The organism is Pantoea trifolii (assembly GCF_024506435.1).
Classification (GTDB): domain Bacteria; phylum Pseudomonadota; class Gammaproteobacteria; order Enterobacterales; family Enterobacteriaceae; genus Pantoea; species Pantoea trifolii.
In genome coordinates, this window is record NZ_JANIET010000001.1 from 1,682,062 (window position 1) to 1,695,254 (window position 13,193).

The following is a 13,193-nucleotide window of genomic DNA, read 5'->3' on the forward strand; positions in this document are numbered from 1 at the left end:
AACCCAGCCGCCGTGCGGCTGCTATTATCGGGCAGATTAGCCCGAAAAATACCCGACGCGCGGCGATAAACGCCGCAGATAAGGAGCTTTTATGCGCATACCGCGCCGCCGCCTACGACTCGCCCGCGACAAAAAAAACCGCCGCAAGGTGCATCAACGCTTTCGCCAGCGCATCTTCGAGCGCGATCGCAAAGCTGAACTGGCCGCGCATCCGCAACCGCGCGTGGTGGTGCTGACCGGCGCGGGTATCTCCGCCGAGTCCGGTATTCGCACGTTCCGCGCCGCCGATGGCTTGTGGGAAGAGCACCGCGTGGAAGATGTCGCCACGCCGGAAGGTTTCCAACGCAATCCGGCGCTGGTGCAGGCGTTCTACAATGCGCGTCGTCAGCAGCTGCAACAGCCCGAAATTCAGCCCAACGCCGCGCACAAAGCGCTGGCGGAACTGGAGCAGGTGCTGGGCGATAATTTCCTGCTGGTGACGCAGAATATCGATAACCTGCACGAACGCGCCGGCAGCCAGCGCGTGCTGCATATGCACGGTGAACTGTTGAAAGTGCGCTGCGTCAGCAGCGGACAAGTGCTGGACTGGACCGAAGATTTAACCCCGGACGATCGCTGCACCTGCTGCCAGTTCCCGGCGATGCTGCGCCCGCACATCGTGTGGTTTGGTGAAATGCCGCTGGGGATGGAGGAGATTTATCAGGCGATTGAGCAGGCGAATCTGTTTATTGCCATCGGCACCTCGGGCCACGTTTATCCCGCCGCTGGTTTTGTCCACGAGGCAAAACTGCAGGGCGCGCATACCGTGGAGCTGAACCTGGAACCGAGCCAGGTTGGCAATGAGTTTGCTGAGCGTCATTACGGTTTAGCCAGCGAAGTGGTGCCGGAGTTTGTGCATACGTTTTTGCGTGGGTTGTATAAGTAGTTTAGTGCGCGCTTTCCCTCATCCCAACCTTCTCCCAAAGGGAGAAGGGGCGAAATAGAACCCTCTCCCGCTTGCGGGAGAGGGCAGGGTGAGGGGGAAGTCGCAGAGGACTAACGTCCCGCCTTCAGCTTCTGGAACAGCGTCTCATACTGCACGCTGGCTTCACCGACATCGTTCTGCCACTCGCCGTTTTTAATCACATCCTCAGCAGGATACAGCGAAGGATCGTTGGCCACTTCCTGTGGCAATAGCTTCTTCGCCGCCAGGTTTGGCGTGGGATAACCGATGGTTTCCGCCACTTGCGCCGCCACGTCTGGACGCAGCAGGAAGTTAATCAGCTTCAGCGCGCCTTCACGGTTTTTCGCGTTGGCGGGAATCGCCAGGTTATCCATCCAGAAAATCCCGCCTTCCTGCGGCCAGATAATCTGCAGCGGCGTGCCCGCCTGACGCGCAACGTAGGCGGAACCGTTCCAGATCATGCCAACGTTCACTTCGCCTTCCATAAACGGGTTGCCCGGATTATCGGAGTTAAACGCCAGCACGTTCGGCATCAGCTTTTTCAACTCTTCATAAGCAGCTTCGATCTGTTTAGGATCGCGGGTGTTGCCCGAATAACCCAGCTTGCGCAGCGCCATCTGGAACACTTCACGCGCGTCGTCGGTCAGCAGCAGGCTCTGCTTATACTCCGGCTTCCACAAATCGGCCCAGCGGGTAATGCTTTTGGCATCCACCTCGTCGGTGTTGACGCCAATGGCGGTTGCGCCCCAAATATACGGGATTGAGTAATCGTTATTAGGATCGAACGGCTTATTCAGCAGGTTAGGATCGAGATTTTTGAAGTTGCTGAGCTGGGATTTATCGATCTTTTGCAGCATGCCTTCATTACGCATCTTGGCGACGAAGTAGGTTGAAGGCACCACCAAATCGTAAGCGCCATCTTTCCAGGTCTTCAGCTTGGCATACATGCTTTCATTGGATTCGTAGGTGGAGTAAATCACCTTGATGCCGGTCTCTTTGGTGAACTGCTCCAGCAGTCCCGGCGGCACGTATTCGGTCCAGTTATAGAAGTAGAGCGTTTTGCCGGCATCCGCCTGCGCGCTCTGCATGCCCAATGCCAGCGCCCCAGCCGCCAGCCAATGAGACCACTTTTTCATCGATTATCCTCTATTTGGTTTTATCACGGAGCAACAGCTGACTGAGCGCCACCAACAGCAGCGACAGCAGCAGCAAAATTGTCGCCAGCGCGTTCACTTCCGGTGACACGCCAACTTTAACCATCGAATAGATTTTTAACGGCAAAATTTCGAAGCTCGGGCCGGTAACAAACGACGATACCACGACATCGTCCATCGACAGCGTAAAACTGAGCAGCCAACCCGCTGCGACCGCCGGTAGCGCCAGCGGCAGCAAAATTTTGCGCAGGATGGTGACTTCGCTGGCACCAAGATCTTTGGCGGCTTCCAGCATGCGCACATCAAATCCTTTCAGGCGCGAATAGACGGTGATCACCACAAACGGCAGGCAGAAAGTGATGTGCGAGAACAGCAGCGACCAGAAGCCAAGCGAAATGCCCAGCAGCATGAACAGCACCAGCAGCGAAATCGCCATCACGATATCCGGCGACATCATCACCACAAACAGCATGCCGCTGACGAACGGTTTACCCCGGAAGCGATAGCGATAGAGCGCGACGGCGGTCAGCGAGCCGATAATCGTGGCGCAGCTGGCGGAGAGCACGCCCATCAGCAATGAATGTTGTGCCGCCTGAATCAGGCTGTCGTTGTTCATCAGCAGGCGATACCACTGCGTGCTGAAACCCTGCCAGTTAATGCCGAAACGTGAACTGTTGAAGGAGTTGACGATCAGAATGATGATCGGGATATAAAACCAGGCGTAAATCACGGCCATGAAGCCGCCACGTAACCAGCGCGCCATCATTGCAGTTCCGCCTTGCTGTTCAGCATACGCGCTGCACGCCAGTAAGCCAGCAGCATCAATCCCATCAGCAGCGTCATCACAATGCTGGTGGCGGCACCGAACGGCCAGTCGCGGATATTGAGGAACTGGCTCTTGATCACGTTGCCAATCAACAGGTTTTTCGCGCCGCCCAGCAAATCTGCCACAAAGAACAAACCCATCGCCGGGATAAACACCAGCAGGCAACCGGCGACAATGCCCGGCATGGTGAGCGGCAGAATGATGCGTAAGAAGGTTTTCAGTTTACTGGCGCCGAGATCGCGCGCCGCTTCGAGGCAGGATTTATCCAGTTTTTCCAGGCTGGAGTAGAGCGGCAGCACCATAAACGGCAGCAGAATGTAGATCAGTCCCAGAATCACCGCTTCGGAGGTGTACATGATGCGAAACGGTTTATCGATCACCCCGAGCCACAGCAAAAACTCATTTAGCCAGCCGCGCGTGCTGAGGAAGATTTTCAGGCCGTAGATGCGGATCAGCGAGTTGGTCCAGAACGGCACAATCAGCAGGAACAGCATCAGCGGACGCAGGCGCGCCGGTAGTTTTGTCAGACACCAGGCAAACGGATAACCCAGCAGCAGGCAGCACAACGTGGCGATAAACGCCATATTCAGCGAGTGCAGCAGCACGTCGGCGTAAAGTGGATCCAGCAGTCGCGTGTAGTTATTGAGGGTGAAGGCCATACTGACAAAATGCGCATCGTCGCGCGTCAGGAAGCTGGTGGCGAAGATCATCAGGTTGGGCAGCAGCACAAACAGCGTCAGCCAGCTGACGATCAGCGCGACAATCACTTTCTGCAGGCGGTTACGCATCAACTTCATACGGCAGCACCACCTCCCAGTTTGGCACCCAGCTGACCGCCATTTTCTGGTTCAGTGAGTGATCAAAATCGGGATCGTCTTCGTTGAAGAACTCGCTCACCGTCAGCAGCTTGCCGTTCTCCAGCTCAACGGTGGATTCCAGCGTCATGCCTTTATAGTTGCGCTCGCGCACGTAGCCGATCAGGTTGTCGCTGCGGCTGTCGTGATCGATCTCCTCGACGCGCAGATCTTCCGGGCGCAGCAGCACATGCAGCTTATCGCCCGCGCTGACCGGGAAATCACACTGCAGCTCACATTCACGCCCTTCCACCCGCGCGCGGATAGTGGGCGCATGCTCGCTGCTCAGCACCTCGGCATCGAACACGTTTATCTCGCCGATAAAGCGCGCCACAAACAGGTTGGCGGGCTCTTCGTAAATCTCGCGCGGCGTGCCGTCCTGTTCGATACGACCATCGCGCATCACCACGATACGATCGGACATAGTCAGCGCTTCTTCCTGATCGTGGGTGACGAAGACAAAGGTGATGCCGAGCTTACGCTGCAGCGCTTTGAGCTCGTTTTGCATCTGGCGACGCAGCTTGTAATCCAGCGCCGACAGCGACTCATCCAGCAGCAACACTTTCGGACGATTGACCACCGCGCGCGCAATCGCCACGCGCTGTTGCTGACCGCCCGAAAGCTGATGCGGACGGCGATCGGCAAAACTCTCCAGCTGCACCATCGCCAGCGCATCGTTAACGCGCGTGGTGATCTCGGCCACCGGGGTTTTCTGCATGCGCAGGCCAAAGGCGACGTTCTCAAACACCGACATGTGTGGGAACAGCGCGTAGCTTTGAAACACGGTGTTGATGTGGCGATGCTCGGCGGGCAGGTCGGTGATGTCATTATCATCAAGAATGATGTGACCGCGATCGGCCTCTTCCAGCCCGGCAATCAGCCGCAATATGGTGGTTTTTCCGCAGCCGGAAGGGCCAAGCAGCGTGATGAACTCGCCGTGACGGATGGTCAGGTCAAAGTCAGAGATGATGGTTTTGCCATCGAAAGCTTTACTGATGCCAGAAAGCGTAACCAGCGCAGGCGCGCGTGTTTGCGTCATTTTAGTCACTCAGTCTGATGGTGAATCAGGTTACAGCATAGCCGCTGGTGGCCGCTTGCTGTGATGAAGGGCGCGATGATACCGCAAAAATGTGTCAATGCCATGTTTTGCCACGGATTTACCTTGAAAACGCTGAAAAATGCCGGAGTATGCATAACGGAAAAGTCGGACAGGTGAGCGTGAGCGAATTTTCAGCGCAATTCACGTTGAGAGAGCTAACCTGAAGGATAATGATTTGACGCAACATGGTGCCATCAGGCCACCATGATAATGACGCAGGTTCTTTAGAGGGATGACAGATGGATCAATTACTTGAGCGTTTTCTCAGTTATGTCGCAGTAGAAACTCAGTCAAAACCTCAGGCACGTCAGGTGCCAAGCAGCGAAGGGCAGTGGACGCTGGCGCGTCAATTACAGGAAGAACTCATTGCGCTGGGCTTTGTTGATGTTTCGCTGAGCGATCATTGCTGTGTGATGGGCACTTTACCGGCTAACGTCGATTGGGCCACGCCGGTGATCGGCTTTATTTCGCATATGGATACCTCACCGGATTTCACTGCCAAAAACGTCAATCCGCAGATTATTGAAAACTACCGCGGTGGTGATATCGCGCTGGGTAACGGTGATGAAGTTTTGTCACCGGTGATGTTCCCGATTTTGCATAAGTTGATTGGCCATACGCTGATCACCACCGATGGCAAAACCCTGCTCGGCGCGGATGATAAAGCCGGTATCGCCGAGATCATGACCGCGATGGCGCGTCTGGCAAAAAGTGATACGCCGCACGGCGCGATTCGCGTGGCCTTCACGCCGGATGAAGAGATTGGTCGCGGTGCATCGCACTTCGACGTCGAAGGCTTTGCCGCCGATTGGGCCTATACCGTGGATGGCAGCGATCTCGGCGAGTTTGAGTTCGAGAACTTCAATGCCGCCACCGCGATGGTCAAAATCACCGGTAACAACGTGCATCCGGGCAGCGCCAAAAATGTGATGGTCAATGCGCTGGATCTGGCGATGCGCTTCCACGCGGAATTGCCGGCCAAAGAGAAGCCGCAGTATACCGACGGCTACGAGGGCTTCTTCCATCTGCACATCATCAAAGGCACGGTTGAACATGCCGAGCTAATGTATCTAATCCGTGATTTTGATGCCGACAGCTATGAACAGCGTAAACAACTGCTGGAAGAGATTGGCCAGCGCGTTAGCAAAGGGCTGCAGAGCGAGTGTTCGGTGAAGGTGGAGATCAGCGATAGCTATCGCAACATGCGCGAGAAGGTTGAACCGCATCCGCACATTATTGAGTTAGCGCTACAGGCGATGCGCGATTGTGGCATTGAACCGAACGTCAAACCGATTCGCGGCGGCACCGACGGCTCTGCGCTGTCGTGGAAAGGATTGCCGTGCCCGAACCTGTTCACCGGCGGCTACAACTATCACGGCAAGCACGAGTTCGCCTCTCTTAATGTGATGGCGCAGTCGGTAGATGTGATTGTGCGTTTGGCTGAGCTGGCGGGGCAGAAGAAGGGGTGATGGTGATTGCATAGTGCGGGTTGTCCCCCATCCCGGCCTTCCCCCATAAATGGGGGAAGGAGACGCTGCCACATGTAGCTTCAGAACGAACATATGGCAGCATCTTCCTCCCCCATTTATGGGGGAGGACCGAGGAGGGGGACAGCCAGCACCCACCGAGCACCCACCGAGCACCGTCCGAGTTTTAGAAACCCCGAGACAGACTGAAACTTACTCGCCGAAGAACCAATATCCGCTATTTACCAACGCCGCCAGCTGCGCCAGCAGTGAAGGGTCGTCCAGCGCATCGCCGAAATCTTCCAGCGTCAGCACGTGATTGTGTGCCAATGCCGCCAGCACATGCGGATGGCTGCTGGTGATCGATTCCCCGTTCACAAACACCACATCTCCGATGGTCAATACACGCAGACCGCCGAGACGCGTCAGCGCATCGCCTTGCTGCAGTGCATCGTAAATCTCATCAGGTTGATACGGCGGCTCCGGCGGCGCGACGTCCAGCTCATGACGTGACTGAGAAATAAACTCGCCAAACCACTGATTAAACTGCTCTGGCTGGTTGATCACATCCATCATCACTTTGCGGATGCCTTCCAGTTCTGATGGCAGGATCTGCGATGGGCATTCACGCGATGGCACATCAGGATCGCTGTAGCGATAGCTGCCCAATTCGTTGGCCAGCATGTGATCGGCAAAACCGCTGATCAGCTCGCGACCGTTCGGTGCGCGGAAGCCGACCGAATAGTTGATGGCGTTTTCCAGCGAATAGCCTTCATGCGGGAATCCAGGCGGAATATAGAGAATATCGCCGGGCTCCATCTCTTCATCGATGATGGCGTCGAACGGCTCAACCTGCAGCAGATCCGGATGCGGGCAGTGCTGTTTCAACGGCACCTTTTCACCCACGCGCCAGCGACGACGGCCGGTGCCCTGAATGATAAACACATCGTACTGATCGAAATGCGGGCCCACGCCGCCGCCTGGCACGGCAAAAGAGATCATCAGATCGTCAACGCGCCAGTCGGGCAGGAAACGGAACGGGCGCATCAGCGCGGCAGAAGGTTCATGCCAATGGTTGACCGCCTGCACCAGCAGCGACCAGTTGCTCTCACCGAGATGATCGTAGCTCTCAAACGGCCCGTGGCTGACTTGCCATTTACCTTCGTTATGGCTGACAAGGCGGCTATCCACCTCATTTTCCATTGCCAGACCAGCCAGTTCGTCAGGAGAAATAGGATCGACGAAGTTTTTAAATCCACGTTTAAGCACCACCGGGCGTTTCTGCCAGTAGCGCTGAATAAAGTCGGGCCAGTTGATATCGAGCTGATAGTCCATAGGGTGAGTCCGTTTGCTGCAAAGAATGATGGCAAGTATAACAGCCCGCGTCCCTTTCTACTCGCGGTGATGCTCGACTTCCTGGCGCTGGAAAATGACTTCCATGCGCGCGCCACCGAGCGGGCTGGTGGTGGCAATCACCTGACCGGCGTACTGTTCGAGGATATCGCGCACCACGGCTAAGCCCAATCCCTGGCCGGGGCGCAAGGTGTCGGCGCGCTGACCGCGCACGAAGATCAGATCGCGTTTGCTTTCCGGGATGCCGGGGCCGTCATCATCAATAAACAGATGCAAGGTGTTGTCGGTTTGGCGCGCGGTGACTTCAATGAATTCGAGGCAATATTTGCAGGCGTTATCGAGTACGTTGCCCAGCACTTCCATAAAGTCATTTTTATCGCCGATAAAGGTCAGTTCCGGCGAGATATCCAGCGTGATCGCCACGCCTTTACGTTGATAGACCTTATTCAATGCCGAACACAGGCTGTCGAGCAGCGCCGACACCGAATGCAAATCGCGCTGCAGAGGATTGTGATCGGCCTGCATGCTGGCGCGATGGAGGTAATAACCAATCTGTTGTGAAATGCGGCTGATCTGCTCCAGCATCACCGGTTCGGCCTGCTCAATGGTTAACTCTTTACCATTGCGTAACGATCGCAGCGTACTTTGCAGCACCGCCAGCGGGGTTTTCAGGCTGTGGGTGACATCCGAAAGGGTGGTGCGATAGCGCGTGTAGCGCTGGCGTTCATTGGTCAGCAGCAGGTTAAGATTGCGCACCAGGCTGCGTAGCTCTTGTGGCGGATTGTCATCGAGATTCTCGCGCTGGCCTGTTTCCAGCTCGCGCACTTGCGAAGTGAGATCGCCAATCGGCCGCAAGCTCCAGTGTGCCGCCAGCCACAGCAGCGGAATCACCAGTAGCAGATTCGCCGCCAGCACATAGCTGAACCACGACCACACCACATCGGAATGCTGCAACTCTTGCGGAATCGAATCGACCACCACAATGGTTAACGCCGGTAAGTTGGTGGTGGCATCGTAGCGATTGACCGCGACCGAATGGGTAAAGGTGTCATTACTGTCGCTATCCAGCGCGTGTAGTCGCTCTTTCGCCTGCGAGTTATTGCCCATCGCCGCCATGCTGGTGCGATTGCTGGTGTCGATTTCATAGAAGTCGGGCTTGAGCAGCCATTCACGACGAATCTTTTTGCGGATGTCTGGCACATCGCGCTGTTGCCACAGCAGTTTGCCGTGTTCATCGTAGATAAAGACCAGCGTGGGGAAATTGAGCGTCATGCGCTCGGGCTGACCAATGGTCAGCTGATTGTCGTGCCACTGCGCCAGCGTAAAGAACAGGTTGCTCTCGCCGCGCATCACGCGATAGGTATTTTTATCGAAGCTGACGACGTAGCCGACCACGGCGACCATGCCGTAGGAGAGCGACAAAAACAGTACGATCGCGGCCGTCGCCAACAGGAAACGGGCGCGAAGTGAGAAGGGGCGTAAGCGTTGTAACCACGTCATAAATCAGAGATCAAAGCGATAGCCCTGGCCGCGCACGGTGTTGATCACTTCGGTCGGATAGAGTGAGAGAATTTTTTTGCGCAGACGTCCCATCAGCACGTCGATGGTGTGGCTTTCGCGCAGTTCGGCGTCCGGATAGAGCTGCAGCATCAGTGAATCTTTGCTTACCACTTTACCGGCGTTACGAATCAGGGTTTCGACAATGGTGTACTCGAAGGCGGTCAGTTTTACCGGTTCGTCTTGCACCGTCAGTTCACGGCGAGAGAGATCGACCTGGAACGGCGGCATAGAGATAATTTGCGATGCATGACCGCTGTTGCGACGCATCAGCGCCTGCAAACGTGCAGCCACTTCTTCAATGTGGAACGGCTTGGTCACGTAGTCGTCGGCACCGGCTTCCAGCGCTTCCACTTTGGCCTGCCAGCCTTCGCGAGCGGTTAATACCAGAATCGGTTGGCGAACGGCATCGGTGCGCCAGCGGCGAATCAGCGACATGCCATCTTCGTCCGGCAAACCGAGATCGACCAGCGCGATGTCAGGGACATGTTCTTGCAGGAAATAATCCGCTTCTTTGGCATCTTCTGCGGCATCGACCTGATGGCCCATGTCACGCAGCTGCACGGCGAGGTGATGGCGCAGCAGCGCATTATCTTCCACAACCAGTACACGCATAGTATTTCCTTAGCTTCCAACGTAGTGATGATGGAAAGAGTATATGCGAAGCCAACTAAACCATAGAACAACCAGGCGCGCTAAGCGCGCCTGGTTAATGCATTACTTCAGGTCATCAACCATCTGAATCGCACGGCCGAGGTAGTTGGCTGGCGTCATCTGCTTCAGGCGCACTTTTTCCTCTTCCGGCAGTTCGAGGCTATCGATAAAGGTCTGCATGCCTGCGGCATCAACGCGTTTACCGCGCGTCAGCTCTTTCAGCTTCTCGTACGGTTTTTCAATGCCGTAACGACGCATCACGGTTTGGATCGGCTCTGCCAGCACTTCCCAGTTGTGATCCAGTTCGTCCAGCAGACGATCACGGTTCACTTCCAACTTAGAGATGCCTTTCAGTGTGGCCTGATAGGCGATCAACGCATAACCGATGCCCACGCCAAGGTTACGCAGCACGGTGGAGTCGGTCAGGTCGCGCTGCCAGCGTGAAACCGGCAGTTTGCTCGCCAGATGCTGCATCATCGCGTTCGCCAGGCCGAGGTTGCCTTCGGAGTTTTCGAAGTCAATCGGGTTCACTTTGTGCGGCATAGTAGACGAACCGATTTCACCGGCGATGGTTTTCTGCTTGAAGTGATTGAGGGCGACGTAGCCCCAGATATCACGATCAAAGTCGATCAGAATGGTGTTGAAACGCGCGATGCAATCAAACAGTTCAGCGATGTAATCGTGCGGTTCGATCTGCGTGGTATACGGGTTCCAGGTGATGCCCAGCGAGGTGACGAACTGCTCGCTCAGCTGGTGCCAGTCCACTTCCGGATAAGCCGAGATGTGAGCGTTATAGTTGCCGACCGCGCCGTTGATTTTACCCAGCACTTCAATCTTGCTCAGCTGACGCAACTGGCGCTCCAGACGATACGCCACGTTTGCCATCTCTTTACCCATGGTCGACGGCGTTGCTGGCTGGCCGTGGGTGCGCGACAGCAGCGGAATGTCACGGTATTCTTGCGCCAGACCTTTAACGGCATCGATCAGTTTGTTCCAGAACGGCACGATCACATCACGACGTGCGGTTTCCAGCATCAGCGCATGCGACAGGTTGTTGATATCTTCGGAGGTACAGGCGAAGTGGATGAATTCAGACACCGCATGCAGCGCAGGGACAGGGACATCGGCCACTTTTTCTTTCAGGAAATATTCCACGGCTTTGACGTCGTGGTTGGTGGTGCGCTCGATGGTTTTGATACGCGCCGCGTCTTCTTCACTGAAATTGGCGACAATGGCATCAAGGAAAGCGTTTGCGTCGGCATCAAATGCAGGAACTTCCTTGATCTCTACAGTCGTAGCCAGTTTTTGTAACCAGCGAACCTCAACCTCAACGCGGAATTTCAGCAAACCGAACTCGCTGAAAATGGCGCGCAGTGGGCTGACTTTATCGCCGTAACGACCATCGACAGGTGAAACGGCGGTCAGAGAGGATAATTCCATCAGTGCAACTCCTGAATCGTTTAACAATTATGCCGGGGCGGCGCTTAATACGCCGGGCCCAGGCGGGATAAAATGGTTTTGGCTTCGCTTAGCAAGCGCTGGCGCGAGAACATCAGCTGCAGACGGCCACCGCCAACCTGCTGCCATAACACCGCAGAGCGAATGCCGGCCAGCAGGGCGGCGCGCACTTTACTCTGCACTTGTGAATTCTGTAATACCTGCGGTGAACCGGTCACCTGAATGCGCGGGCCCAGCGGGCTAATCACATCGACATAAATGCCCGCCATCGCGCTGGTGATGGTGTCCGATTCCAGTTCGTAATGTGCCAGCTGACGGTCAAGCTGGCCGATGCGCTGTGCCAGCGTGTTCATCGCCGTTTTATTGCCGTGCAGCTTACGCTCCAGCACCATCATGCTTAAGGTGTAGCGCGTCAGTTCTGCGCTGGCGCCCTGACGATTGCTGCTGTTCAGCACCGCCATTAAGGTCTCTAATCCAACCTTCAAATTGGCTTCGTCGTTGCCAAACACCGCCAGCGTTGAACCGGGATTGAGATCGATCAGGCTGCGTAGCGACACGTTCAGTGCCGCGTTATTGCAATGTCCCTGCTGCGCGAGCTGTTGCACCACATGGGCCGCCTGACATACGCCCGCCAGCGCCAGTGTAATCTCATAATAGTTCTTAGCCACGCTTAACTCCTGTCATCGCGTCGGGCAGCGCCGACCTTAGGCTTCTGCCAGAGGCAGGCGTTGTTCGATAATGCCGCCGCCGAGGCACACTTCACCGAGATAAAACACGGCAGATTGACCTGGCGTGACGGCCGCAACCGGCTCGTCAAAACGGACTTCAATACGGTCGTCGCCGTGCGGAATGATTTCACACGGAATGTCGGTCTGGCGATAGCGGGTTTTCACCGTGCAGCGCAGCGGGGCGGTAATCGGCTGGCGATCGACCCAGTGCAGCTGTTGGGCAATCAAACCTACAGACATCAGGCGCGGATGCTCGCCGCCTTGCGCCACGATTAGACGATTGCGCGCCACATCTTTGTCGACCACATACCAGGGATCGTCGTTGCTCTCTTTACGACCGCCAATACCGAGGCCTTTACGCTGGCCGAGCGTGTGATACATCAAGCCCTGATGTTCACCGACGATTTCGCCGTCAACGGTTTCGATTTCACCCGGCTGGGCAGGCAGATAGCGGCCAAGGAAGTCACGGAACTTGCGCTCGCCGATAAAGCAGATACCGGTGGAATCTTTCTTCTTGGCGGTGATCAGATCCAACTGCTCAGCGATGCGGCGCACTTCCGGCTTATCCAGTTCGCCAACCGGGAACAGGCTTTGCGCAATCTGCTGGTGGCTGAGCGTGTAAAGGAAATAGCTTTGATCTTTGTTACCGTCGAGGCCGCGCAGCAGGCGGCTTTGACCGTCCACATCCTGGCGGCGCACGTAGTGGCCGGTGGCGATGAAATCTGCGCCGAGATCGTCCGCCGCGAACTCAAGGAAGGCTTTGAACTTGATCTCTTTGTTGCACAGGATGTCGGGATTCGGCGTGCGGCCCGCTTTGTACTCTTCCAGGAAGTGCTCGAACACGTTATCCCAGTACTCAGCGGCGAAGTTGATTTTGTGCAGTTTTATGCCGAGTTTGTCACACACGGCTTGTGCGTCAGCCAGATCATCGGCGGCGGTGCAATACTCCTCGCCATCGTCTTCCTCCCAGTTCTTCATGAACAGGCCTTCAACCTGGTAGCCCTGCTGCTGCAGTAACCAGGCGGAAACGGAAGAATCGACGCCGCCGGACATTCCGACGATCACTTTTTTCTGGCTGTTGTCAGACATGACGCACTCTTA

General features: G+C 55.9%; 12 protein-coding genes. 2 read left to right on the forward strand and 10 right to left on the reverse strand.

All coding sequences use genetic code 11. The features are described 5' to 3' along the window. Positions 1-91 precede the first annotated feature (91 nt). Positions 92-925, forward strand: a complete 834-nt coding sequence (cobB, locus tag NQH49_RS07800; RefSeq protein ID WP_008103022.1) for a Sir2 family NAD+-dependent deacetylase — start codon at positions 92-94, stop codon at positions 923-925. 110 nt (positions 926-1,035) lie between these two features. Here the strand turns inward: cobB and potD are convergent, their stop codons facing one another. From potD to potA, 4 genes are read right to left on the reverse strand one after another with little or no spacing between them, the layout of a single operon-like run. Continuing rightward, a complete protein-coding gene (gene potD, locus NQH49_RS07805; protein WP_256696213.1) occupies positions 1,036-2,079 on the reverse strand; it encodes a spermidine/putrescine ABC transporter substrate-binding protein PotD in 1,044 nt (347 codons plus the stop codon). A 10-nt stretch (positions 2,080-2,089) separates the two neighbouring features. Continuing rightward, complete coding sequence (gene potC, locus NQH49_RS07810; RefSeq protein ID WP_154152656.1) at positions 2,090-2,863, reverse strand: spermidine/putrescine ABC transporter permease PotC; 774 nt, start codon at positions 2,861-2,863, stop codon at positions 2,090-2,092. Beyond that, positions 2,860-3,720, reverse strand: coding sequence for a spermidine/putrescine ABC transporter permease PotB (gene potB, locus NQH49_RS07815; protein WP_256696214.1), 861 nt, complete (start codon positions 3,718-3,720; stop codon positions 2,860-2,862). The genes potC and potB overlap by 4 nt, the downstream gene beginning before the upstream one ends. After that, positions 3,704-4,816, reverse strand: a complete 1,113-nt coding sequence (potA, locus tag NQH49_RS07820) for a spermidine/putrescine ABC transporter ATP-binding protein PotA (protein WP_256696215.1) — start codon at positions 4,814-4,816, stop codon at positions 3,704-3,706. The genes potB and potA overlap by 17 nt, the downstream gene beginning before the upstream one ends. Before the next feature lie 299 nt (positions 4,817-5,115). Between potA and pepT the strand changes: the two genes are divergently transcribed. After that, positions 5,116-6,345 carry a peptidase T gene (gene pepT, locus NQH49_RS07825; RefSeq protein ID WP_256696216.1) on the forward strand — a complete coding sequence of 410 codons (1,230 nt, stop codon included), beginning with the start codon at positions 5,116-5,118 and terminating at the stop codon, positions 6,343-6,345. A gap of 210 nt (positions 6,346-6,555) precedes the next feature. Here the strand turns inward: pepT and NQH49_RS07830 are convergent, their stop codons facing one another. The 6 genes from NQH49_RS07830 to mnmA form a co-directional block, all read right to left on the reverse strand. Next, positions 6,556-7,677 carry a ribosomal protein uL16 3-hydroxylase gene (locus NQH49_RS07830; protein WP_008103010.1) on the reverse strand — a complete coding sequence of 374 codons (1,122 nt, stop codon included), beginning with the start codon at positions 7,675-7,677 and terminating at the stop codon, positions 6,556-6,558. Between the two features lie 57 nt (positions 7,678-7,734). Beyond that, entirely contained in the window at positions 7,735-9,195 is a 1,461-nt protein-coding gene (gene phoQ, locus NQH49_RS07835; protein WP_256696217.1) for a two-component system sensor histidine kinase PhoQ, read from the reverse strand. Positions 9,196-9,198: 3 nt separating this feature from the next. Continuing rightward, a complete protein-coding gene (gene phoP / locus NQH49_RS07840) occupies positions 9,199-9,867 on the reverse strand; it encodes a two-component system response regulator PhoP (RefSeq protein ID WP_256696218.1) in 669 nt (222 codons plus the stop codon). Positions 9,868-9,969: 102 nt separating this feature from the next. Further along, on the reverse strand, positions 9,970-11,346 hold the full coding sequence (gene purB, locus NQH49_RS07845) for an adenylosuccinate lyase (RefSeq protein WP_256696219.1): 1,377 nt from the start codon (positions 11,344-11,346) through the stop codon (positions 9,970-9,972). Between the two features lie 44 nt (positions 11,347-11,390). After that, positions 11,391-12,032, reverse strand: a complete 642-nt coding sequence (hflD, locus tag NQH49_RS07850; protein WP_176970282.1) for a high frequency lysogenization protein HflD — start codon at positions 12,030-12,032, stop codon at positions 11,391-11,393. A 36-nt stretch (positions 12,033-12,068) separates the two neighbouring features. Further along, positions 12,069-13,181 carry a tRNA 2-thiouridine(34) synthase MnmA gene (gene mnmA / locus NQH49_RS07855; RefSeq protein WP_008103001.1) on the reverse strand — a complete coding sequence of 371 codons (1,113 nt, stop codon included), beginning with the start codon at positions 13,179-13,181 and terminating at the stop codon, positions 12,069-12,071. Positions 13,182-13,193 lie beyond the last annotated feature (12 nt).

What these genes read in the sequence shown, in the direction of transcription:
- cobB (WP_008103022.1), top strand. Translation starts at nt 92, where the DNA reads ATGCGCATACCGCGCCGCCGCCTACGACTCGCCCGCGACAAAAAAAAC.
- potD (WP_256696213.1), bottom strand. Translation starts at nt 2,079, where the DNA reads ATGAAAAAGTGGTCTCATTGGCTGGCGGCTGGGGCGCTGGCATTGGGC.
- potC (WP_154152656.1), bottom strand. Translation starts at nt 2,863, where the DNA reads ATGATGGCGCGCTGGTTACGTGGCGGCTTCATGGCCGTGATTTACGCC.
- potB (WP_256696214.1), bottom strand. Translation starts at nt 3,720, where the DNA reads ATGAAGTTGATGCGTAACCGCCTGCAGAAAGTGATTGTCGCGCTGATC.
- potA (WP_256696215.1), bottom strand. Translation starts at nt 4,816, where the DNA reads ATGACGCAAACACGCGCGCCTGCGCTGGTTACGCTTTCTGGCATCAGT.
- pepT (WP_256696216.1), top strand. Translation starts at nt 5,116, where the DNA reads ATGGATCAATTACTTGAGCGTTTTCTCAGTTATGTCGCAGTAGAAACT.
- NQH49_RS07830 (WP_008103010.1), bottom strand. Translation starts at nt 7,677, where the DNA reads ATGGACTATCAGCTCGATATCAACTGGCCCGACTTTATTCAGCGCTAC.
- phoQ (WP_256696217.1), bottom strand. Translation starts at nt 9,195, where the DNA reads ATGACGTGGTTACAACGCTTACGCCCCTTCTCACTTCGCGCCCGTTTC.
- phoP (WP_256696218.1), bottom strand. Translation starts at nt 9,867, where the DNA reads ATGCGTGTACTGGTTGTGGAAGATAATGCGCTGCTGCGCCATCACCTC.
- purB (WP_256696219.1), bottom strand. Translation starts at nt 11,346, where the DNA reads ATGGAATTATCCTCTCTGACCGCCGTTTCACCTGTCGATGGTCGTTAC.
- mnmA (WP_008103001.1), bottom strand. Translation starts at nt 13,181, where the DNA reads ATGTCTGACAACAGCCAGAAAAAAGTGATCGTCGGAATGTCCGGCGGC.